Source organism: Streptomyces sp. NPDC026417 (assembly GCF_055567695.1).
Genome location: NZ_JBVHPY010000014.1, coordinates 62,361 through 83,266 on the forward strand (window position 1 = coordinate 62,361; position 20,906 = coordinate 83,266).

Consider the following 20,906-nt stretch of genomic DNA (forward strand, 5'->3'; position numbering starts at 1 on the left):
GTGCACCAACCAAAATGACGGTGCCACGTCGCGGGAACCCCGCGGGGGCGCGGACCGAGGAGCGCACATGGCCGCGGTGGACCTCTCCACCCACCCCGGGCACCTGGCCCGGCGGTTGCAGCAGGCGCACTACCTGCTGTGGAACACGATGGTGTCCGAGGAGATCACCTCGCCGCAGTTCGCGGTCCTGAACGCGCTCGTCGCGGAACCGGGCCTCGACCAGCGCACCGTGGGGGAGCGGGTGGGGCTGGACCGCTCCACCATCGCCGAGGTCATCAGCCGGCTCGGCCGCCGGGATCTCCTGGACAAGGTGCGCGACCCGCAGGACGGCCGCCGCTTCCTGCTGCGCCTCACCGAAGAGGGCATGCGCACCCACCGCAAGCTGACCGTGCGCACGGCCCGGATGAACCAGGTCTTCCTCGGCCCGCTCACCGCCGAGGAGCAGACCCGGTTCTTCGACCTCATCCAGCGCGTCGCGGACGCCGCCGAGGGGCTCCGCCATCCGACGGAACCCCTCGCGGCCAAGGCCTGACCGGGCGGTCCGGGGCGACGGCCTCAGGCCTTGGTGAACACCACCCACACCTGGCCCTTCGCGAAGTTCATCCGCGTCCCGTCCGCCGTCGTGAACTCCGTGCCGTCCGCCGCCGAGCGCCGATGCCAGTCGACGTCGAACACCTGCCCGTCGCGCAGTACTTCGGCCTTGCCCGACCCGAGGGTCTGCGTGTACGGCGTGTTGTTGCCCAGGACGTCGTGGAACCGGGACTCCCGCACGGTCACGTGCTGCACCACCACCGTCGCGGGCGCCACCTGCGCGCCGTCCGTCGTCCGGGTCGGCCTGCCGTCCATCGCCACCAGCCAGCGCTCCCGCTCCGCGGACCAGGTGAACGTGAAGCGGGCCGCCGGGAAGCGGACCGTCCGCCGGGTCTCGGGGCTGCCGCCCGCGGGAGCCGCGCCGTAGCGGAAACCCGTCGTCAGGGCGTCCGCACCCGGAGTCGCGTCCATCAGCTTCCGGGGGCGCAGATAGAGGTTGTGCGGCGCCGCCTTGTCGGTGCCGCGGTAGTAGGCGCCCTCGTTCTCCTCCGGGCGGACGGCACGCAGCGGCGCCTTGTCGATCAGCGGCAGCAGCTTGTGCTGCGCGCCGGAGAAGGCGAGCGTCGGCTCGTCGAACTGGCGCAACAGCTCCAGGTCCGACTCGCGGGCGCTGCGCACCGGCCCCACCACCTCGGGCAGTTCGGTGGCGTACACGGCCATCAGCCTGCTCAGTCCGCCCTCGACCTGCTCCGCGTAGACCACGTCCGCGGCATTCAGACCCGTCTGCGGCCGCGCGGCCCCCGCATTGTCGATCTTCACGGCGAGCACCGGGTCGGCGGTCCTCCGCGTCGTGTCCGTGGGGGAGGGCTCGTCGTGCCGCCCGCGTCCGTCGTCGAGCGGGCCGCCGCCCGCGGTGCAGCCCGTCATCAGGGAACCCGTCACCGCGGCGGTCAGCAGCGCCGCCGTCATCACGCCGCGCCGCGTTCGCGTCATCTGTCCCATGCCCACCGTGGCCACCATGTCCTGTGCTGTCGATTGTGCGCTCATACGTTCATCGGTGGCCATACCCGATCTCGTGCCACGGTGCGCGCGCAGTGGGCCGAACGGCTCAGCGGAGGACGCCGACGGGGGCGGACACCCGCGGGGTGGTCGCCGGCGGGCAAGGTCCCCCTCGGTCGACGGCAGTGCCGGCCCGGTCAGGCGGGCGGACCGAGGATCTCCGAGAGGTCGTAGCGCACCGGCTCCTCCAACTGGCCGTACGTGCAGCTCTCGGCCGCGCGGTCCGGGCGCCAGCGGCGGAAGCGGGCCGTGTGCCGGAACCGCGCACCGTTCTCCATGTGGTCGTAGGCCACCTCGGCCACCCGCTCGGGGCGCAGCGGCACCCACGAGAGGTCCTTCTTCGACGACCAGCGGCTCGGCGCCCCGGGCAGCCGGGCGGACTCGTGCGCCGCCTCCTGCGCCCAGGCGGCCCAGGGGTGCTCGCCGATGTCGGCCATCCGCAGCGGCTCCAGCTCCTCGACCAGCTCCGCGCGCCGCTTCATCGTGAAGGCGGCGGACACCCCGACGTGCTGCAGTGCGCCCCGGTCGTCGTACAGCCCGAGCAGCAGCGAGCCGACGACGGGTCCGCTCTTGTGGAAGCGGTAGCCCGCGACCACCACGTCCGCGGTGCGCTCGTGCTTGATCTTGAACATGGCGCGCTCGTCCTGCCGGTAGTGCCCGGTCAGCGGTTTGGCGATCACGCCGTCCAGGCCCGCGCCCTCGTACTGCTCGAACCAGTTCCGGGCGACCTCGATGTCCGCCGTCGCCGGGGCCACGTGGACCGGGGCGGCCACGCCGGACAGGGCCGTGGTCAGGAGCGAGCGCCGGTCCGTGAGCGGCACGTCGAGCAGCGACTCGTCGGCGAGGGCCAGCAGGTCGAAGACCACCAGGGACGACGGAGTCCGCTCCGCGAGCATCCGCACGCGCGAGTCCGCCGGATGGATGCGCTCCGTCAGCGCGTCGAAGTCCAGGCGGCCGTCCCGGGCGATCACGATCTCGCCGTCCACCACGCACCGCTGCGGCAGCCGCTCCCGCAACGCCTCGACCAGTTCGGGGAAGTACCTGGTCAGGGGCTTTCCGGTACGACTGCCGAGTTCGATCTCGGCGCCGTCGCGGAAGACGATCGCGCGGAACCCGTCCCACTTCGCCTCGTACTGCATGCCCGGCGGGATCGTCGCCACGGACTTGGCGAGCATCGGCTTCACGGGCGGCATCACCGGCAGGTCCATGGTCCGATTCTGCGCGGTCGCGCACCGCTTCGCCCGGTGTGCGAGGTATGTGCCATACGCCTACCGTGGCTCGCATGGGCGAAGCGGTGGAACTCGAGGCAGCCGGCAGGACGGTGCGTCTGTCCAGCCCGGACAAGATCTTCTTTCCCGAGCGCGGCTTCACGAAGCTGGACCTCGCCCGGTACTACCTCGCGGTCGGCGACGGCATCCTGCGCGCCCTGCGCAACCGCCCCACCACCCTGGAGCGCTACCCCGAGGGCGTGACCGGCGAGTCGTTCTTCCAGAAGCGGGCGCCCAAGAACATGCCCGACTGGATCCCGACCGCCCACATCGCCTTCCCGAGTGGCCGCACCGCCGACGAGATGTGTCCCACCGAGGTCGGCGCCGTGGTGTGGGCGGCGCAGTTCGGCACGCTCACCTTCCATCCGTGGCCGGTGCGCGGCGGCGACGTCGACCACCCCGACGAACTCCGCCTCGACCTCGATCCGCAGCCCGGCACGGACTACGCCGACGCCGTGCGCGCCGCCCACGAGCTGCGCGAGGTGCTCCACGAGTACGGCGGGCTGCGCGGCTGGCCGAAGACGTCCGGCGGGCGGGGCCTGCACGTCTTCGTGCCCATCGAGCCGCGCTGGACGTTCACCCAGGTGCGGCGCGCCGCCATCGCCGCAGGCCGCGAGCTGGAACGCCGTATGCCCGAGCAGGTGACCACCGCCTGGTGGAAGGAGCAGCGGGGCGAGAAGATCTTCGTGGACTACAACCAGACCGCGCGGGACCGCACCATCGCCTCGGCCTACTCCGTACGCCCCCGCCCGCACGCCCCCGTGTCGGCCCCCCTGCGCTGGGAGGAGGTGGGGCAGGCGGTGCCCCGGGACTTCGACCTGGCGACCATGCCGGGACGCTTCGCCGAACTCGGCGACGTGCACGCCGACATGGACGATCACGCCTTCTCCCTGGAGGCGCTGCTGGAACTCGCCAGCCGGGACGAGCACGACCACGGGCTGGGCGACCTGCCGTATCCGCCCGAGTACCCGAAGATGCCGGGCGAGCCCAAACGCGTACAGCCGAGCCGGGCCAAGCACACCCCTTAGGCCGTGCCCGCAAAGTCCCGCCGTCGGCCCGGAGCGCGTGCCAGGCGTCGCGGGGCAGCGGGGACAGTGCGGACACGGCCCGGCGCTGGCGGGGCCCGGCGCGGGCGTACCCGGCTTCCGGCGTGGTCGGCCGCGGGTTCTCGCGCACCGGACGCCCCGTCAGGGAGCGCCCGCACGGCGTCGGAGCGGCGCGGCTATCCTGATCGGCAACCGCCGAGGAGGAGCCCTGAGGTGACCGAGCCGACGACAGAGCCGCGCCCCACGCTGGAGGCCGTGGCCGCCCGTGCCGGTGTGTCCCGGGCCACCGTGTCACGTGTCGTCAACGGCGGTGACGGCGTGCGCGAGCCGCTGGTCGAGCGGGTCAGACGGGCCGTCGAGGAACTCGGGTACGTGCCCAACCAGGCCGCCCGCAGTCTCGTCACCCGGCGCCACGACGCCGTGGCCGTGGTCATCGCCGAACCGGAGACGAGAGTCTTCGCCGACCCCTTCTTCGGACTCCAGCTCCGGGGCATCAGCAAGGAACTGACGGCCCACGACACCCAGCTCGTCCTGCTGCTCACCGAGGGGCGCGACGATCACACACGCGTCGGCCGCTATCTCGCCGGCGGTCATGTCGACGGCGCTCTGGTCTTCTCGTTGCACCTCGACGACCCGCTGCCGGAGCTGATCCTGGGCGCCGGCGTCCCGACCGTCTTCGGGGGACGGCCGGGCTGGGGCGAGGGGACGACCGCTTCCGCCTCCCCGGTGTACGTCGACAGCGACAACCGGGGTGGCGCCCGGGAGGCCGTACGTCATCTGGTGGGGCTCGGCCGCACCCGGATCGCGCACATCACCGGCCCCCTCGACCAGACTTCGGCGGTGGACCGGCTGGACGGGTTCCGGGACGGCCGGGTCGACGCCGATCCCGGGCTGGTCGCGGAGGGCGACTTCACGTCGGGCGGCGGCGAGCGCGCGATGCGCGAACTCCTGCGGCGCCGGCCCGACGTGGACGCGGTGTTCGCCGCGAACGACCTGACCGCCTCGGGCGCGCTGCGGATCCTGCGCGCCCAGGGCCGCCGCGTGCCCGAGGACGTCGCCGTGATCGGCTTCGACGACATGCAGCCGGTCGCCGAACAGACCGACCCGCCCCTCACGACGGTCCGTCAGGACATAGAGGAGATGGGCCGGTTGATGGCACGGATGCTGCTGCGCAACCTCGATCGCGGCGGCGCGAAGGCCCGGCCGGAGAGCGCGCCGTCGAGCGTGGTCCTGCCGACGACACTGGTGCGGCGGGCTTCCGCCTAGACCGGGCGGGACGCCTCTCGCGAGGCGGATGCCGTGCACAGCGGTGATCGGCCGGTCCCGGGTGCGGCGGGGGCGTGGCTGCCCTTGGGAGGGTCGCCCGGGGGCCCGGTGTGGCACGCCGCTCCGGTGCCGACCGCCGCTCGCGGGACGGGCGGGCCGCCCCGAGCGTGCCGGGGCGGCCGGGTCCGTCGGGAACCGGCGCCGCCGCGGTGCGCCTCAGCCCTGCTGGGGTGCCGTGCTCCTGATCACCGCGAAGCGGGCCCCGTACGGATCGGCGAGCTTGGCCATGCGGCCCACGCCCTCCATGTCCGTCGCCGGCATGCGGACCGTGCCACCCAGCTCCCGGGCCCGGGCGACCGTGGCGTCCGTGTCGGCGACCTCGAAGTACGGCAGCCAGTACGCGCCGGTCTCCGCGGGGGCGGAGGACAGCGGGACGACGCCGCCGAACATGGCTTCCTCCTCGGTGCCGGCCGGGTTGACGCAGGTGTAGGTGCCGCCGGGGAAGGGCATCGCCGAGGTGTTCCAGCCGAACACGGAGTGGTAGAACGCGGCGGCCGCGGGGACGTCCGGGGTGTAGAGCTCGATCCAGCACACGGAGCCGGGGTCTCCGGCCACGTCCAGCCCCTTGAGCCGGGCCGGCTGCCAGATGCCGAAGGGCACGCCCGCCTTGTCCGCGAGGACGGCCATGTGACCCTCGCCCATCACGGCCATGGGCGGCATGAGCACCGCGCCCCCGGTCTGTTCGACCGCCTTGGCCGTGGCCTCGGCGTCGGGACTCTGGAAGTACACCGTCCAGGAGGGCGGGCCCTGCTCGGGAGTGGTCTGCATGCCGCCGGCGGCGGTCTTGCCGTCCAGTTGGAAGAAGCCGTAGCCACCGGCGTCGGGGCCCGCCGACGTGAACCGCCAGCCGAAGAGACTCCCGTAGAAGGACGAGGCGCCCTCGATGTCGGACGTGCCGACGTCGAGCCAGTTCGGAGCGCCGTTCACGAAACGGGTGGTGAGCATGGTGTGCCCTCCTCTGCGGGGTCCCGTTGCCTGCACTGCCGAGTCTGGCACCGCCCACCGACAATCGCCGCCGGACGGGCGGACGCCCCCGCGGAGCGGGATCGCGAGCCCGCCGGCCGCGCGGCGCGGGCCCGGTGTGCGTGGGCGGTGTCCGGGGAATCGGCTCGTCCTTCCGCGCGCCGCTGTGCGTCGGCACGCCGGACGGGGCCATCATCAGGGGTCCGCCGAGGCTCCGGTACGAGCCGTTGATCCGGCGTTGATCGAACGTTTTTCGCCGCGGGGCACGATCTCGCCATGCACATCGACACGATCATCGAGCCCGACACGGCCTGGCAGGAGCAGGCGCTCTGCGCGCAGACCGGGGCCGACTTCTTCTTTCCCGAGCCGGGCAGCTCGGTACGGGAGGCGAAGCGCATCTGCGCCATGTGCGAGATGCGTCCCGCCTGTCTCGACTACGCGCTGGACCACGACGAGCGCTTCGGAGTGTGGGGCGGTCTCTCCGAGAAGGAGCGGCTCGGTCTCCGGCGGGCCCGGGAATGACCGCGGCGGACCGCCGCGGGGCCCGGCAGGGACTCACGGTGGTCCGCCGGGGCGGGCCCTGAGGGGGCGGGGAGCGAAAGAAGGGGGCCCGCTGTCCGGGCCCCCGTGGTGCGGGCCGGCCGGGGGAGCCGGCCCGCAGCGGGTCAGCCGGCGGCGCGCGCCGCCATCCGGGCCTTGCGTGCGGCGAGCTTCTCGTCGAACTTCGAGGCCTCCGAGTCCAGACCGCGCATGTAGAGACCGAGCTCCTCCTGCGCGCGCACACCCTCCGGGCCGAGACCGTCGATCTCCAGGACCCTGAGGTGGCGCAGCACCGGCTGCAGCACGTCGTCGTGGTGGATGCGCATGTTGTAGACCTCACCGATGGCCATCTGCGCGGCGGCGCGCTCGAAGCCGGGCATGCCGTGACCGGGCATCCGGAAGTTGACGACGACGTCGCGCACGGCCTGCATGGTCAGGTCGGGGGCGAGCTCGAAGGCGGCCTTCAGCAGGTTCCGGTAGAAGACCATGTGCAGGTTCTCGTCGGTCGCGATACGCGCCAGCATGCGGTCGCAGACCGGGTCGCCCGACTGGTGACCGGTGTTGCGGTGCGAGATGCGGGTGGCCAGTTCCTGGAAGGCGACGTACGCGACCGAGTGCAGCATCGAGTGGCGGTTGTCCGACTCGAAGCCCTCGCTCATGTGGGCCATGCGGAACGCTTCCAGCTTGTCCGGGTCCACCGCACGCGAGGCGAGCAGGTAGTCGCGCATCACGATGCCGTGCCGGCCCTCCTCCGCGGTCCAGCGGTGCACCCAGGTGCCCCAGGCGCCGTCGCGTCCGAAGAGGGACGCGATCTCGTGGTGGTAGCTCGGCAGGTTGTCCTCGGTCAGCAGGTTCACGACCAGCGCGATCCGGCCGATCTCGGTGACCTTGGACTGCTCCTTGTCCCAGGCCTCGCCGTCCTCGAACAGACCGGGGAAGTTGCGGCCGTCGCTCCACGGCACGTACTCGTGGGGCATCCAGTCCTTCGCCACCTTGAGGTGGCGGTTGAGTTCCGTTTCGACCACTTCCTCCAAGGCGTACAGCAGTCGAGCGTCGGTCCAGACGTTGGACGGGCTGTCGAGTCGGGGAGTGGTGGTCGTCACGGGGGCTCCAGGGGGACGTACGAGCGGAGATAACCTACGGCATCGTAGGCTACGTACCCGTAGGTTACGAGACCGTAGGTTAAGAACTCCGTAAAGGCCGCTGATCAGCGGGTTCCCGCTGAGCGTCCGCCCATGCGCGGAGGTGCAGGCCAGAGGGCCGAACCGACGGCTTCCGGACGGCTTCAGACGTACAGCTCCCGTAGGCGCACCGAGAGGCACGTCACACAGCCTTCGAGCTTCTCGAACTCGCCGATGTCGACGAGCACGGGCTCGTGCCCCAGGTCGGAGAGCAGTTCCGCGGTCTTCGGCGCGCTGGCCGCCATCAGCAGCTTCCCGCCGCCGAGCAGCACCACGTGCGCGCCGGACTCCTCCGGCACCGGCAGGAAGCGGGGGAACAGCGACGGGGCGTCCACCTGGGGGATGTGTCCGAGAACGGTGCCGTCGGGCAGCGCGGTGACGGCCGACTTCAGGTGCAGCACCCGGTTCACCGGGACGGCGACCACACGGGCCCCCAGCGGCTCGAAGACCGCGCGCATCTGCTGGACGCCCGCGGCGTTGGTCCGTCCGCCGCGTCCCACGTACAGGGTGTCGCCGATCTTCAGGACGTCCCCGCCGTCGAGGGTGCCCGGCTCCCAGATCCAGTTCACCGAGCAGCCGAGGCGGGCCACGGCCTCCTCCACCCCGGCGGTCTCGCCGCGCCGGGACTCCGCTCCCGGGCGGGCGATCAGCGCCACGTTGCGGAAGACGACGACCGTGTCCTCCACGAACACCGCATCGGGGGAGTCGTCGGCGGGGTCCACCTCGACGGTCTCCCAGCCGTGTGTGCGCAGGGCCTCCGTGTACGCCTCCCACTGCTCGACCGCGAGGTCGACGTCGACCTCCGCCCGCTCGAGATGCGTGACCAGGCCCTCCGCGAGGCGGGGGCCGGGGCGGCGGACGAGGGCCTTCTTGCTGGGCACGTGCGGGTCTCCGAATCGGCAGGGGTCTGGCGCACATCATGCAGCGTCGTCCGCGCGGACAGAAGCCCCCACGTGCCGTGCGGACGGGCGCGGGGGCCCGGCGGAGGGCAGGGGCCCCTCCGCCGGGCACCGGGCCGCACGGCCCCGGGGGGAGTCCGCACCGTCCCTCCTGCCCCGCCACGCGGCCTAGGCGGGGTCCGCGACCGCCTCCGCCGTGGTCTCCGTCAGCTCGCCCCCTTCCAGCAGCAGCCAGCGCGTGATGCCGATCGATTCCAGGAACGGCACGTCGTGGGCGGCCACGATCAGGGCCCCCTCGTACGACTCCAGGGCCGCCGTGAGCTGCCGGACGCTCGCCATGTCGAGATTGTTCGTCGGCTCGTCGAGCATCAGCAGCTGGGGTGCGGGCTCCGCCAGCATCAGAGCGGCCAGCGCCGCGCGGAAGCGCTCGCCGCCGGAGAGCGTGGCCGCGAGCTGATCGGCCCGCGCGCCCTTGAACAGGAAGCGGGCCAGTCGCGCCCGGATCCGGTTGTTCGTGGCGCCCGGCGCGAAGCGGGCCACGTTCTCCGCGACCGTCAGCTCCTCGTCGAGGACGTCGAGCCGCTGCGGCAGGAAACGCATCGGCACCTGGACCTCCGCCTCTCCGGACACCGGCGCCAGCTCTCCGGCGATCGTCCGCAGCAACGTGGTCTTGCCCGCGCCGTTGCGTCCGATCAGCGCCACCCGCTCGGGCCCGCGCAACTCGAACGCCCCGTCCACCCGGGCGCCGTACCGGAGCTCCAGGTCCCGGAGGCCGAGGACGGTACGGCCGGGCGGCACGGCCGTGTGGGGCAGGTCGACGCGGATCTCGTCGTCGTCCCGCACGGCGCTCGCCGCCTCGTCGAACCGCTCCCTGGCCTCGGCGAGTCTCTCCTCGTGCAGGAGGCGGTGCTTGCCCGCGGACTCCTGCGCCGCGCGCTTGCGTGCCCCCATGACGATCTTCGGCTCGCGCTTCTGCTCGAACATCTTCTGCCCGTACCGCTTGCGGCGGGCCAGTTTGACCTGCGCGTCGGCCAGTTCGCGCTTCTGCTTCCGCAGATCGGACTCGGCGACGCGCATCATGCGCTCCGCCGCCTCCTGTTCACCGCTGAGCGCCTCCTCGTACGCGGAGAAGTTGCCGCCGTACCAGGTGACCTCCCCGGAGTGCAGCTCCGCGATCTGGTCGACCAGGTCGAGGAGTTCGCGGTCGTGGCTGACCACGACCATCACGCCGGACCAGGCCTCGACGGCCGCGTACAGCCGCCTTCGCGCGTACAGGTCGAGGTTGTTCGTCGGTTCGTCGAGGAGCAGTACGTCGGGGCGCCGGAGCAGCAGCGCGGCCAGCCGCAGCAGCACCGACTCCCCGCCGGACAGCTCGCCGATCGTGCGGTCCAACCCGATGTGGCCGAGACCGAGTTCGCCGAGCATCGCCTCCGCGCGCTCCTCCACGTCCCAGTCGTCGCCGACGGCCGTGAAGTGTTCCTCCGCCGCGTCGCCCGCCTCGATGGCGTGCAGTGCGGCGCGGGTCGCGGCGATGCCGAGCACCTCGTCGACGCGCAGGGCGGTGTCGAGCGTGACGTTCTGCGGAAGGTGACCGACCTCGCCCGCGACGCGGACCGTGCCGCCGGCCGGGGTGAGATCGCCCGCGATCAACTTCAGCAGGGTCGACTTGCCGGCGCCGTTGGCACCGACGAGCCCGGTCCTGCCGGGACCGAAGGAGGCCTGCAGATCGTCGAGGACGGCGGTGCCGTCCGGCCAGGAGAAGGACAGGGAGGTACAGGTGATGGACGTGGGGAAGGTGGACATGGAGCCTCGCGGTTGCCGGGTGCGGTCGGGGGAATGCGTTCGGGACACCGCGAGGTGACGACAGTCCGGGAGGGGGCTCAAGAGAAAAGGCCCGTGCCGGGAGGACGGCTCGAAACGCCGAGGTCGCACGCTGCGCACACGGAGGCCGGGCAGGGCCGGCCGCGAGTGACGCGGTGTCTCAGGACCTCAGACGAGCAACGTCCTTCTCCAATCGACGGCAACAGGACCATTCCACCGTAGGAAGGGGTCCCGGGGCTGTCAACGGAATAAAAAAGGAGGGGGCGCCGGAGCCGAGCCGACACGGCACCGGGCCCCGCCGCCTACGGTGGGCCCCGCCCCCGACGACGTGAAGGAGACCCCGTGCCCGACGGCTCGCTCTCGCTGCCCGCCCGGCTCTACCTGCTGGCCTGGGACACCACGAAACTCAAGGTCAGCGGGGCGACCCACCTCCACCACCTGGTCCGGGCCGGCGCTCTCACGGAGCTGGCCCAGCGCGGGCTGCTCACCGACGTGGACGGCATCGCCACCCCGGCCGACGCCGACGGCCGCACCGGCGACCTGGTGCTCGACGGCCTGCTGGAGCTCGTCGAGGAGTCACGCCCCCGCAAGTGGAAGACATGGGTGACGCTGCGGGCGCGCGTCACCCTGGACGCGCTGCGGGCGCAACTCGCCGCCGACGGCTATCTGCGGGCGCGGAAGAAGCGGGTGCTCGGCCTCTTCCCGTCCGTGGAGTACGAGCTGGCCCGGGTGCCGGTGGTGGCGGCGCTGCGGGAGGAGGCGCGGCTCGTGCTGGAAGGGCACCGGCCCGTCGCCGAGGTCTCCGACCGTGACGCGGCCCTCGTCGCGCTGGCCGCGGCGGCCGAACTCCGCCCGTTCGTGTCCGGCAAGGACCGCAAGCAGTACAAGGCGCGCATCGAGGAACTCACGGAGCGGAGCGGGGCTGCCGCCCCCGCCCTGAAGAAGGTCATCCAGGAGGTGCGGACGGCGATGATCGTCGCGGTCACCGCGGCCTCGACCGCCGGTGCGGGAACGGGGAGTTGACCGGCTCTCACCCGAACGTCCCCCGTACGGCGCGGAGTCGGCCCGCGCACCGCTGAACACGGCTGCCCCGGAAGGGAGTCGGCCGTCGCGGCGGAGTTCCGCCGACCCGCCCGTCACCGCAGGCCGAGACCGTCCCACGTACCTGTCCGGTTCTCGCTAGCCACGCTTGAGCGCACGATGGTTGGCTCGTGCATATGACCACTCACACCACCCTCCACGCCACGGCCACCGCCTTCCGCGCCCTGCACGTCCCCGGCCGCCCGCTCGTCCTGCCCAACGCCTGGGACACGGTGAGCGCCCTGCTCGTCGAGGAGGCGGGCGCCGCCGCTCTGGCGACCACCAGCGCGGGCATCGCCTGGGAGCTGGGCGCCGCCGACGGGGACCATGTCGACCGGGACCGGGCGATCGCCGCCGTCGAGCAGATCGCCGCCCGGGTACGGATCCCGGTCACGGCGGACATCGAGAGCGGCTACGCGGACGACGCCGAGGGCGTCAAGGACACCGTCCGGGCGGTCCTCGCCGCCGGGGCCGTGGGCGTGAACATCGAGGACGCGCTGCACGACGGAAGCGGGGTGCTGCGGCCCGTCGGCGAGCAGGCGGAGCGCATCGCCGCGGCACGCGCCGCGGCCGACGAGGCCGGGGTGCCGCTGTTCGTCAACGCGCGCACCGACACCTTCCTCCGCGGCGGCGGTTCGGTCGAGGAGACGCTGGAGCGCGCCGCCGCCTTCCTCGCCGCCGGGGCCGACGGCATCTTCGTCCCCGGTGCCGTGGACCCGGCGGTCGTCAAGACGCTGGCCGAGGGCATCGACGCACCGCTGAACGTCATGGTCGGCCACTGGATGCCGTCCACCGTCTCCGAGCTGGCCTCGTTCGGTGTCGCCCGGATCAGCGCGGGCGCGGGCATCGCGCAGGCGGCGCACGCCGTGGTCCGCCGTGCCGCGCGGGAGCTGCTGGGCAAGGGAACCTACGACGAGCTGGCCGACGGCCTCGACTACGGCGAGCTCAACGGCCTGATCGGCGGCAGCCGCTAGGACGGCACCCGAGGCGGCCGCCGGCAGCCGTCAGCACGCGTCCCGAATCAGCTCCGCAAGATCGTGGTCCAGGTCGAGCTGGAGGTGTTCGAGACCGAAGGGCACCAGCTCCGTCGTACGCTCCAGGAAACCGCGCACCTCGCCCGAGCGGATGTGCACCACCGCGGTGCCCTCCGGGGCGTGGAACTCCAGGACGGTGCGGTCGTATCCGTACGGCCGCACCCGTACGTCGCCGTCCCCCTCCGGCCCCTCCAAGCCGGACACGAGCAGTTCGCGGGCGAAGGTCCAGCAGACCTCGACGCCTTCCAGCGTGGCGGGGGCGGGAAAGGTCATGCGGACGGCGAAGGGGTCCTGCCGGTCGTAGTGGAGCGTTGCGGGAATGCTCGGCATCCGCGGCGCGGCGGCGACGAGGCGGGCCTCTACGGGCTGCTCGATGACGGTGGACAACGCCTTGCTCCCTTGTGACGGCTGGACGGACTCCGGACGGACGAGATCTGGTACTTGAGGAGACGATGGAATGAGCCAATCCGTGCACATGAAACCCGAGTGACCTCTGTCACCGACTTCATTCGGAGTGGCTGACGTTCCGCTGGGTGATCCATTTCTCACCCCGTCGTCTCCGGACACCCGGTCGGGCTCTCCGGGTTCCCCCGGAGGCCATCTGGACGGCACCGGGGGAGTGGGCTAGCTTCACCCGCCATGAGGGGCTTGGGGAAGACGCGACGCACGAGCCGTTTGTTCGCCGTGGGGCTGAGCGCGGTGGCGCTCGCCGCCGGGTCGGCGGCGCCCGCGCAGGCGCAGCAGTCCCGGAGCGGGACACCGGGAGGCGGGGGTTCCACGCACTGGGCACTCAAGGACAGCGGCACGGACGTACGGTTCCGCGGGCTGTCCGCGGTCGGCCGGAGCACCGCCTGGGTGGCCGGGTCCAAGGGCACAGTGCTGCGCACCACCGACGGCGGTACGCACTGGCGGAACGTGTCACCGTCCGGTGCCGCCGACCTGGAACTGCGTGACGTCGAGGCGTTCGACGCGCGCCGCGCGGTGGTGCTGGCGATCGGCGAGGGCGAGGCGTCCCGGATCCTGCGCACCGACGACGGCGGGGCGACCTGGACCGAGTCCTTCCGCAACACCGACGCCAAGGCCTTCTACGACTGCGTCACCTTCTTCGACCGCCGCCACGGGCTGGCGATGAGCGACCCGGTCGACGGGAAGTTCCGCATCCTCTCGACCGGCGACGGGGGCCGCTCCTGGAAGGTGCTGCCGAGCGCCGGGATGCCGGCGGCGCTGGAGGGCGAGGCCGGGTTCGCGGCCGGTGGCCAGTGCCTGGTCGCCTCGGGCCCGCGCGACGCCTGGCTGGCCACCGGCGGGGCCGCACGCGCGCGCGTGCTGCACTCCGCCGATCGCGGACTGACCTGGACGGCCGCCGACGCGCCCCTCCCGGCCGGCGATCCCGCCCGCGGGGTCTTCGCCCTCGCCTTCCGCGACCGCGCCCACGGGCTCGCCGTCGGCGGCGACTACCGCGCCGACCAGGCGTCACCCCGGGCGGCCGCGGTCACCTCCGACGGCGGCCGCGACTGGACGACCGCCGCCCAGCCCCCGCCCGCTTACCGCTCGGGCGTCGCCTGGCTCCCGCACAGCCGCTCCGCCGCTCTCGCGGTCGGGCCCACGGGCACCGACCTGACCACGGACGGCGGACGCACCTGGCGCACGGTCGACACGGGTTCGTACGACACCGTGGACTGCGCACCGGACCGGGGCTGCTGGGCCTCCGGCGAGAAGGGCCGGGTGGCCCGGCTGGAGCGCTGACGCCGGGCACGTCCATCGAGGACATGTCGTCCGGCGAGCGCGGTGGCAGGCGCTCGCACCACGGCGCCCAGGGGCCCACGTAGGACCAGCCGTACGGGGGGAGGCCGGGCGGCACAACCTCCTCGGCCCTTCGGACAGGAACAAGGAGCAGCCGCGGCGCGCGCCCGACGACGGTAGCGGCCCCGTCTGCCGCCCCCGACGGGAGGAAGGCCCCGCAACGGCGGGGACGGTGCCGCCGGTTGCGGGACGACGCCGCGTGCCGAGAGCCTCGTACGCCCGACGACGGGCCCCGGACGGTCGGCCGGTCCGGTGAGGACCGTACCCTCGGCAGGACCATGACGACCGTAGGCATTCCGGCGGGCTGGCCCGCCACCGAGGAGCAAGCGCGCGCCGTGCAGGACGAGTTGCGGGCCCGGGTGGTGCGCGACGAGCCGGGCCCGCCGCCCGGCGGCGGCCGGGTGACCGGCGTCGACGTCGCCTACGACGACGAGCGGGACGTCGTGGCCGCCGCCGCCGTCGTGCTGGACGCCGCGACCCTCGACGTGGTCGCGGAGGCCACCGCCGTCGGACAGGTCTCCTTTCCGTACGTGCCCGGTCTGCTCGCCTTCCGCGAGATCCCGACCGTCCTGGCCGCGCTCGACGCCCTGCCCTGCGGGCCCGGCCTCGTGGTCTGCGACGGCTACGGACTCGCCCACCCGCGCCGCTTCGGTCTCGCCAGCCACCTCGGGGTGCTGACCGGGCTGCCCACGATCGGCGTCGCGAAGAACCCGTTCACGTTCTCCTACGAGGAGCCGGGTGTCCGCCGAGGCAGTGTGTCCCCACTGCTCGCGGACGAGGAGGAGGTCGGCCGCGCCCTGCGCACCCGGGACGGCACGAAGCCGGTGTTCGTCTCCGTCGGCCACCGGGTCGATCTGGACACCGCCTGCGCGCACACACTCGCGCTCACACCGAAGTACCGGCTCCCGGAGTCCACCCGCAGGGCGGACGCCCTTTGCCGGCACGCCCTGAAGGAGGCCACGGGGTGAAGCGGGCTCGGGCCGCCCGGTCGACCGGTCCCGAACCGCCTCGCCCCGGAAGCCGGCAGGCCGCACGCCGTGCCGACACCGGGCCGGAAGAGCCGAGTACGCCGAGCCGCCAGTTCCGGCCGTCGCGGGGCGGGAACCGAGTACGCCGGGCCGTCGCGGGGCGGGAACCGAGTACGCCGGGCCTCCATGGCGCCGGAACCGAGTACGCCGGGCTGTCGCGGGGCGGGATCTGAGTACGCCGGGCCGTCGCCGGGCGGGATCTGAGTACCTGTACGGATGCGGCCGCCGCGGCCCCGGCGGCAGGCTGCCCGCATGACGACGCACCGGTCCCACAGAGCCCCCGCCCACCCGGGCCAGCCCGTCGAGCGCGCCGTGACGGCCGCCCTCGTCCTGGCCGTCATCGCCGGACTCGGCTGGATCGGCGGAATGATCTACACGGTCCTGGGCTGGCCGCTGTAGCCGCCGGTGACCCGGGGTGGGGCCGCGGAAGGACACCGCAGCCCCACCCGGACCGGGCGACCGGTCCGCGCGGTCGGCGGGCGGTCGCGGCCCGGCATCCGGAACCCCCGCCCCCGGTCGGCGTGGCAGGCGCCCGTCCGTGGCCGGGGCAGCGGTCCCGCCCGGCGCCCTGTCCGCGTCGTCAGCGCGTGGCAGCGACCCGGAAGACGATGCCCGCCCGGCGGAGGCGTTCCGTCAGGGCGTCGCCCATGGCCGTCACCGTCGTGACCTGACCCGCGGTCTTCGGCAGGTCGTCGAACGCGAGCGACAGTGCTCCTTCGGCGAGGATCTTCGCGGTCTCGCCGTACCCAGGGTCCCCGCCCGCGACCTCCGTGAAGACCCGCCGCCCGCCGCCCTCGCCGACGAACCGCACCGAGAACCAGCTCTTCGCACGCTTCGCCTCGCTCGGCCCCTCACCGGGCTTGACCCGGTCCGACAGCCAGCGCCGGGCGGGCGGGAGTTGGGCCGCCGCCAACAGGGTGCCGACCGCCGCGACCCCGCCCAGCGCGATCGGCAGCCGCTCGACGGCTGCGTAGTGCCGGTAGCGGAAGTCGGGACCGTAGCGCTCCACGGCCCGCGCGGAACGCTGGACCACCTGCGGGTCGATCGTGGGCAGCGGCAACGCCCACGCCCCGACCTCCTTGGCGAACCGCGGCGCGGCCGGCGGCGCGTACGCCCGCCGTCCCACCAGGCGCGGCTCGTGCCGCTTGCGGTCCCGTGCCGCGGCCAGGACGTGCCGCCCGCGGGCGAGCTGGCCGAGCGCCGAGGCGAACGTGCCGCCGGAGAACATGCCCCGGGCGCGGACGAAACCGTCGACGGTCAGCGGCACCCCCTCGGGCAGCTGCCGCACCGTGAAGTACGCGCCGAGATCGTGCGGGACCGAGTCGAATCCGCAGGCGTGCACGAGCCGCGCCCCGGTCTCCCGCGCCCGCGCGTCGTAGCGGACGTACATCAGGTCCACGAACTCCGGCTCGCCGGTGAGGTCCACGTAGTCGGTGCCGGCGTCCGCGCAGGCGGCGACCAGTTCCTCGCCGTAGCTGATGTACGGCCCGACCGTCGTGGCGACCACGCGCGCGCTCCCGGCGAGAGCGCGCAACGATGCCGGGTCGGACACGTCGGCCCGGAGCACCCCGATCTCCGAGGACCCCGCGATCCGCTTCCGCAGCTGTTCGAGCTTCTCCGTGCTGCGTCCCGCGATGGCCCAGCGCAGGCCCTCGGGCGCGTGCGCGGCGAGGTACTCCGCGGTGAGTGTGCCGACGAAGCCCGTGGCTCCGAAGAGCACGATGTCGTACGCGCGTTCCGCCCTGTCCTGCATGGTCATGACACCTCTCAGCCGTTCGTTCCGCGCCGTTCCCGGTGGCCGAGGCTAGCGTGAGGTGCGAGGAGCTGAACGACGAGGGGCCGGTCCGTGCCCAGAATTTAACTAAGCGCTTGCTCGTCAAGGGCTTGTCCGGTGTGGAACACGTTCTTTAACATCGCTGATGTCACATCAGTGGTGTCACAGTGCTGGGGGCCCGATGGCAGCGGCAGGAACGGCGGGGCACGGCCCGCTCGCCGGCGTGCGTGTGGTCGAGCTGGCGGGCATCGGGCCCGGCCCGTTCGCCGCCATGCTCCTCGCAGATCTCGGAGCGGACGTCGTCCGCGTCGACCGGCCGGGCGGCGCGGGTCTCGCGATCGACCCGGCGTACGACGTCACCAACCGGAACAAGCGGTCGGTGATCGTCGACCTGAAGGCCGCGGACGGGCCGGGCCTCGTCCTCGACCTGGTGGAGCGCGCGGACGTGCTCATCGAGGGCTACCGCCCCGGCGTCGCCGAGCGCCTGGGCGTCGGCCCCGCGCACTGCCACGCCCGCAACCCCCGGCTCGTCTACGGGCGCATGACCGGCTGGGGCCAGGAGGGGCCGCTCGCCCCGCGGGCCGGCCACGACATCGCGTACATCGCGCTGACGGGCACGCTCGGCATGATCGGGGACCCCGACGGAGCACCCCAGGTCCCTGCGAACCTCCTCGGCGACTACGCGGGCGGTTCGCTCTACCTCGTCGTCGGTGTCCTCGCGGCACTGCACCACGCCCGCGCGACCGGCGCCGGGCAGGTTGTGGACGCGGCCATCGTCGACGGGACCGCGCACCTGTCCGCGATGATCCACGGCATGCTGGCCGCCGGCGGCTGGCAGGACCGGCGCGGCGCCAACCTGCTCGACGGCGGCTGCCCCTTCTACGGGACGTACGAGACGGCGGACGGCCGGTACATGGCGGTGGGCGCCCTGGAGCAGCAGTTCTACGACGAGTTCGTGACCCTGCTCGGCATCGGGGCCGACGCACCGCCCCGCAAGGACCTCACGCGCTGGGCCGACCTGCGCGAGACGGTCGCGGCCCGCTTCCGGACCCGGACGCGCGACGAGTGGACCGCGGTCTTCGAGGGGTCCGACGCCTGCGTGGCGCCCGTGCTGTCGTTGCGCGAGGCCCCGGCCCACCCGCATCTGGCCGCCCGCGGCACCTTCACCGACCACGGCGGCATCACCCAGCCGGCCCCGGCGCCCCGCTTCTCCGCCACCCCGACCTCCGTCCGCGGCGGACCCGCCCGGCCGGGCGCGGGCACCGCGGACGTGGCCCGCGACTGGGACCTTCCCCGGCTCGCCGGGAACGGCGACACCATGACGGACCGCGACACGGCGGACGTCGACACGAAGGACGGCAACTGATGGAGCTCTCCCTCCCGCTCGACTACGCGGGCGACCCCCGGCAGGCCGCCGACGAGGTGGCCGCCCTGGAAGCCGCCGGGCTGGACGCCGTCTGGGTCGCCGAGGCCTACGGCTTCGACTCGCCCACGGTCATGGGCTACCTCGCCGCCCGCACCGAGCGCATGAAGATCGGTGCCGCGATCCTCAACGTCTACTCCCGCACTCCCGCCCTCATCGCCCAGACGGCGGCCGGGCTGGACGCCGTCTCCGGCGGCCGCGCGCTCATCGGCCTCGGCGCCTCCGGCCCCCAGGTCGTCGAGGGCTGGCACGGAAAGGCGTACGACAAGCCGCTGGGCCGCACCCGCGAGGCCGTCGAGCTGACCCGGCGCATCCTGCGCCGCGAGACCATCGACCACCACGGCATCACGGACATGCCCCGCCCCGGCGGCCTCGGCAAGCCGCTGAAGATCCTCACCAGGCCGGTGCGCTCCGAAGTGCCGCTCTACGTCGCCTCGTTGGGGCCCGCCAACGTGCGGATGACCGCCGAGATCGCCGACGGCTGGCTGCCCACCCTCTTCATCCCGGAGAAGGCGCACCAGGTGTGGGGGACCGCCCTCGCGGAGGGCACGGCGCGCCGGGACCCGGCCCTCGGCCCGCTGCAGACCGTCGCCGGCGGCCTGCTCGCCATCGGCGACGACGCGACGGCGCTGCGCGACCTCGCGCGCCCCAGGATCGCCCTCTACGTGGGCGGCATGGGTGCGCCCGGCAAGAACTTCTACAACGACCTCGCGGTGGCGTACGGCTACGAGAAGGAGGCCGCCCTCATCCAGGAGTTGTACCTCTCCGGGAAGAAGCGGGAGGCCGAGGCGGCGGTGCCGGACGAGTTCTGCGAGCTCATGTCGCTCTGCGGACCCGAGGGTTACGTCCGCGAGCGCGTCGAGGCGTTCCGCGAGGCAGGAGTCACCATGCTGAACGTCACACCCGTCGGCGAGGAGCCGGCGAAGTTGGTCGAGACCGTCAAGAACTGGCTCTAGGGGGCTTGGAGCAATGAAGCGGCAGATCTTCTCCGCCGAGCACGACGCGTTCCGCGAGACCGTCCGCACCTTCCTCGCCAAGGAGGTGCTGCCGTACTACGAGCAGTGGGAGAAGGACGGCATCGTCTCCCGGGAGGCCTGGCGGGCGGCCGGGAAGCAGGGGCTCCTCGGGCTCGCCGTGCCGGAGGAGTACGGAGGCGGCGGCAACCCCGACTTCCGCTACAGCGCCGTCCTGGCCGAGGAGTTCACCCGCGCCGGTGCCGCCGGGCTCGCCCTCGGTCTGCACAACGACATCATCGGGCCGTACCTGACGGACCTCGCGACCGAGGAGCAGAAGCGGCGCTGGCTGCCCGGGTTCTGCGACGGCACGCTGATCACGGCGATCGCCATGACCGAACCGGGCGCCGGATCCGACCTGCAGGGCATCAGGACGCACGCCGAGGACCGGGGCGACCACTGGCTGCTCAACGGTTCCAAGACCTTCATCTCGAACGGCATCCTCGCCGACCTGGTGATCGTGGTCGCGAAGACGACCCCGGAGGGCGGCGCGAAGGGCCTGTCCCTGCTGGTCGTCGAGCGCGGCGCGGAGGGCTTCGAACGCGGCCGCAACCTGGACAAGATCGGCCAGAAGTCGCAGGACACGGCCGAGCTGTTCTTCCACGACGTGCGCGTGCCCAAGGAGAACCTGCTCGGCGAACTGAACGGCGCCTTCCTCCATCTCATGACGAACCTCGCCCAGGAGCGCATGGGCATCGCCGTCGCCGGGATCGCGGCCGCGGAGTACCTGCTGGAGATCACCACGGAGTACGTCAAGGAGCGCGAGGCCTTCGGGCGGCCGCTCTCCAAGCTCCAGCACATCCGCTTCGAGATAGCGGAGATGGCGACCGAGTGCGCCGTCACCCGCACCTTCCTCGACCGCTGCATCGTCGACCACGCGAACGGCGAACTCGACGCCGTGCACGCCTCGATGGCCAAGTGGTGGGCCACCGAACTGCAGAAGCGCGTCGCCGACCGCTGCCTGCAACTGCACGGCGGATACGGCTACATGACGGAATACCGCGTCGCCAGGGCCTTCACCGACGGACGCATCCAGACCATCTACGGCGGGACCACCGAGATCATGAAGGAGATCATCGGCCGCTCCCTGCTCGGCTAGAAGCCCCCAACCCTCCTG

The 20,906-nt window shown here is 72.9% G+C and carries 20 protein-coding genes; 12 read left to right on the forward strand and 8 right to left on the reverse strand.

Features of this window, described 5'->3' with window-relative positions; all coding sequences use genetic code 11:
- Positions 1-67: 67 nt before the first annotated feature.
- Entirely contained in the window at positions 68-532 is a 465-nt protein-coding gene (locus ACZ4NT_RS22210; RefSeq protein ID WP_121407212.1) for a MarR family transcriptional regulator, read from the forward strand.
- A 23-nt stretch (positions 533-555) separates the two neighbouring features.
- Here the strand turns inward: ACZ4NT_RS22210 and ACZ4NT_RS22215 are convergent, their stop codons facing one another.
- Positions 556-1,578 carry a DUF3048 domain-containing protein gene (locus ACZ4NT_RS22215; protein WP_467727104.1) on the reverse strand — a complete coding sequence of 341 codons (1,023 nt, stop codon included), beginning with the start codon at positions 1,576-1,578 and terminating at the stop codon, positions 556-558.
- Between the two features lie 149 nt (positions 1,579-1,727).
- Positions 1,728-2,798: an ATP-dependent DNA ligase gene (locus ACZ4NT_RS22220; RefSeq protein ID WP_121407213.1), complete on the reverse strand. Its 1,071-nt coding sequence runs from the start codon at positions 2,796-2,798 to the stop codon at positions 1,728-1,730.
- A gap of 74 nt (positions 2,799-2,872) precedes the next feature.
- Between ACZ4NT_RS22220 and ligD the strand changes: the two genes are divergently transcribed.
- Both ligD and ACZ4NT_RS22230 read left to right on the forward strand, forming a co-directional pair.
- Entirely contained in the window at positions 2,873-3,886 is a 1,014-nt protein-coding gene (gene ligD, locus ACZ4NT_RS22225; protein ID WP_121407214.1) for a non-homologous end-joining DNA ligase, read from the forward strand.
- 231 nt (positions 3,887-4,117) lie between these two features.
- Positions 4,118-5,170 carry a LacI family DNA-binding transcriptional regulator gene (locus tag ACZ4NT_RS22230; protein ID WP_121407215.1) on the forward strand — a complete coding sequence of 351 codons (1,053 nt, stop codon included), beginning with the start codon at positions 4,118-4,120 and terminating at the stop codon, positions 5,168-5,170.
- Positions 5,171-5,386: 216 nt separating this feature from the next.
- Here the strand turns inward: ACZ4NT_RS22230 and ACZ4NT_RS22235 are convergent, their stop codons facing one another.
- Positions 5,387-6,175 (reverse strand): VOC family protein, encoded by a 789-nt coding sequence (locus ACZ4NT_RS22235; RefSeq protein ID WP_121407216.1) that lies wholly within the window; start codon positions 6,173-6,175, stop codon positions 5,387-5,389.
- 294 nt (positions 6,176-6,469) lie between these two features.
- On the opposite strand from ACZ4NT_RS22235, the gene ACZ4NT_RS22240 reads away from it, so the two are divergent.
- The gene (locus ACZ4NT_RS22240; protein WP_121407217.1) at positions 6,470-6,715 is read left to right on the forward strand and encodes a WhiB family transcriptional regulator; all 246 of its coding nucleotides are present in this window, start codon (positions 6,470-6,472) and stop codon (positions 6,713-6,715) included.
- A 143-nt stretch (positions 6,716-6,858) separates the two neighbouring features.
- Here ACZ4NT_RS22240 and ACZ4NT_RS22245 read toward each other — a convergent pair whose 3' ends face one another.
- The 3 genes from ACZ4NT_RS22245 to ACZ4NT_RS22255 all read right to left on the reverse strand — a co-directional run bounded on the left by ACZ4NT_RS22245 (position 6,859) and on the right by ACZ4NT_RS22255 (position 10,616).
- Positions 6,859-7,836 carry an acyl-ACP desaturase gene (locus tag ACZ4NT_RS22245; RefSeq protein ID WP_121407218.1) on the reverse strand — a complete coding sequence of 326 codons (978 nt, stop codon included), beginning with the start codon at positions 7,834-7,836 and terminating at the stop codon, positions 6,859-6,861.
- A 182-nt stretch (positions 7,837-8,018) separates the two neighbouring features.
- Entirely contained in the window at positions 8,019-8,795 is a 777-nt protein-coding gene (gene ddaH, locus ACZ4NT_RS22250; RefSeq protein ID WP_467727108.1) for a dimethylargininase, read from the reverse strand.
- Positions 8,796-8,981: 186 nt separating this feature from the next.
- Positions 8,982-10,616: an ABC-F family ATP-binding cassette domain-containing protein gene (locus ACZ4NT_RS22255; RefSeq protein ID WP_467727110.1), complete on the reverse strand. Its 1,635-nt coding sequence runs from the start codon at positions 10,614-10,616 to the stop codon at positions 8,982-8,984.
- A 360-nt stretch (positions 10,617-10,976) separates the two neighbouring features.
- Here ACZ4NT_RS22255 and ACZ4NT_RS22260 point away from each other — a divergent pair, with 360 nt between their 5' ends.
- Both ACZ4NT_RS22260 and ACZ4NT_RS22265 read left to right on the forward strand, forming a co-directional pair.
- Positions 10,977-11,657, forward strand: coding sequence for a GOLPH3/VPS74 family protein (locus ACZ4NT_RS22260; RefSeq protein ID WP_121407221.1), 681 nt, complete (start codon positions 10,977-10,979; stop codon positions 11,655-11,657).
- Positions 11,658-11,851: 194 nt separating this feature from the next.
- Positions 11,852-12,688, forward strand: a complete 837-nt coding sequence (locus ACZ4NT_RS22265; RefSeq protein WP_121407222.1) for an isocitrate lyase/PEP mutase family protein — start codon at positions 11,852-11,854, stop codon at positions 12,686-12,688.
- Between the two features lie 30 nt (positions 12,689-12,718).
- On the opposite strand, the gene ssgD is transcribed toward ACZ4NT_RS22265, so the two are convergent.
- Complete coding sequence (gene ssgD / locus ACZ4NT_RS22270) at positions 12,719-13,135, reverse strand: spore wall synthesis regulator SsgD (RefSeq protein WP_121407223.1); 417 nt, start codon at positions 13,133-13,135, stop codon at positions 12,719-12,721.
- A gap of 252 nt (positions 13,136-13,387) precedes the next feature.
- Here ssgD and ACZ4NT_RS22275 point away from each other — a divergent pair, with 252 nt between their 5' ends.
- From ACZ4NT_RS22275 to mmpA, 3 genes are all read left to right on the forward strand, one after another.
- A complete protein-coding gene (locus ACZ4NT_RS22275; protein ID WP_467727113.1) occupies positions 13,388-14,494 on the forward strand; it encodes a WD40/YVTN/BNR-like repeat-containing protein in 1,107 nt (368 codons plus the stop codon).
- 335 nt (positions 14,495-14,829) lie between these two features.
- Entirely contained in the window at positions 14,830-15,519 is a 690-nt protein-coding gene (locus ACZ4NT_RS22280; protein ID WP_467727115.1) for an endonuclease V, read from the forward strand.
- 312 nt (positions 15,520-15,831) lie between these two features.
- Complete coding sequence (mmpA, locus tag ACZ4NT_RS22285; RefSeq protein WP_183117089.1) at positions 15,832-15,978, forward strand: morphogenic membrane protein MmpA; 147 nt, start codon at positions 15,832-15,834, stop codon at positions 15,976-15,978.
- 181 nt (positions 15,979-16,159) lie between these two features.
- On the opposite strand, the gene ACZ4NT_RS22290 is transcribed toward mmpA, so the two are convergent.
- Positions 16,160-17,338 (reverse strand): saccharopine dehydrogenase family protein, encoded by a 1,179-nt coding sequence (locus ACZ4NT_RS22290; protein WP_467727117.1) that lies wholly within the window; start codon positions 17,336-17,338, stop codon positions 16,160-16,162.
- 196 nt (positions 17,339-17,534) lie between these two features.
- Between ACZ4NT_RS22290 and ACZ4NT_RS22295 the strand changes: the two genes are divergently transcribed.
- From ACZ4NT_RS22295 to ACZ4NT_RS22305, 3 genes are read left to right on the forward strand one after another with little or no spacing between them, the layout of a single operon-like run.
- Positions 17,535-18,719: a CaiB/BaiF CoA transferase family protein gene (locus tag ACZ4NT_RS22295; RefSeq protein WP_121407227.1), complete on the forward strand. Its 1,185-nt coding sequence runs from the start codon at positions 17,535-17,537 to the stop codon at positions 18,717-18,719.
- Positions 18,719-19,732, forward strand: coding sequence for an LLM class F420-dependent oxidoreductase (locus tag ACZ4NT_RS22300; protein WP_121407228.1), 1,014 nt, complete (start codon positions 18,719-18,721; stop codon positions 19,730-19,732). Before ACZ4NT_RS22295 ends, ACZ4NT_RS22300 begins: the two co-directional genes overlap by 1 nt.
- 13 nt (positions 19,733-19,745) lie before the next feature.
- Positions 19,746-20,888 carry an acyl-CoA dehydrogenase family protein gene (locus ACZ4NT_RS22305; protein WP_121407229.1) on the forward strand — a complete coding sequence of 381 codons (1,143 nt, stop codon included), beginning with the start codon at positions 19,746-19,748 and terminating at the stop codon, positions 20,886-20,888.
- The last annotated feature ends 18 nt before the right edge of the window (positions 20,889-20,906 follow it).

Coding starts and splice junctions, on each gene's coding strand:
- ACZ4NT_RS22210 (WP_121407212.1), top strand. CDS start 68: ATGGCCGCGGTGGACCTCTCCACCCACCCCGGGCACCTGGCCCGGCGG.
- ACZ4NT_RS22215 (WP_467727104.1), bottom strand. CDS start 1,578: ATGAGCGCACAATCGACAGCACAGGACATGGTGGCCACGGTGGGCATG.
- ACZ4NT_RS22220 (WP_121407213.1), bottom strand. CDS start 2,798: ATGGACCTGCCGGTGATGCCGCCCGTGAAGCCGATGCTCGCCAAGTCC.
- ligD (WP_121407214.1), top strand. CDS start 2,873: ATGGGCGAAGCGGTGGAACTCGAGGCAGCCGGCAGGACGGTGCGTCTG.
- ACZ4NT_RS22235 (WP_121407216.1), bottom strand. CDS start 6,175: ATGCTCACCACCCGTTTCGTGAACGGCGCTCCGAACTGGCTCGACGTC.
- ACZ4NT_RS22240 (WP_121407217.1), top strand. CDS start 6,470: ATGCACATCGACACGATCATCGAGCCCGACACGGCCTGGCAGGAGCAG.
- ACZ4NT_RS22255 (WP_467727110.1), bottom strand. CDS start 10,616: ATGTCCACCTTCCCCACGTCCATCACCTGTACCTCCCTGTCCTTCTCC.
- ACZ4NT_RS22265 (WP_121407222.1), top strand. CDS start 11,852: ATGACCACTCACACCACCCTCCACGCCACGGCCACCGCCTTCCGCGCC.
- ACZ4NT_RS22275 (WP_467727113.1), top strand. CDS start 13,388: ATGAGGGGCTTGGGGAAGACGCGACGCACGAGCCGTTTGTTCGCCGTG.
- ACZ4NT_RS22280 (WP_467727115.1), top strand. CDS start 14,830: ATGACGACCGTAGGCATTCCGGCGGGCTGGCCCGCCACCGAGGAGCAA.
- mmpA (WP_183117089.1), top strand. CDS start 15,832: ATGACGACGCACCGGTCCCACAGAGCCCCCGCCCACCCGGGCCAGCCC.
- ACZ4NT_RS22290 (WP_467727117.1), bottom strand. CDS start 17,338: ATGACCATGCAGGACAGGGCGGAACGCGCGTACGACATCGTGCTCTTC.
- ACZ4NT_RS22295 (WP_121407227.1), top strand. CDS start 17,535: ATGGCAGCGGCAGGAACGGCGGGGCACGGCCCGCTCGCCGGCGTGCGT.
- ACZ4NT_RS22300 (WP_121407228.1), top strand. CDS start 18,719: ATGGAGCTCTCCCTCCCGCTCGACTACGCGGGCGACCCCCGGCAGGCC.
- ACZ4NT_RS22305 (WP_121407229.1), top strand. CDS start 19,746: ATGAAGCGGCAGATCTTCTCCGCCGAGCACGACGCGTTCCGCGAGACC.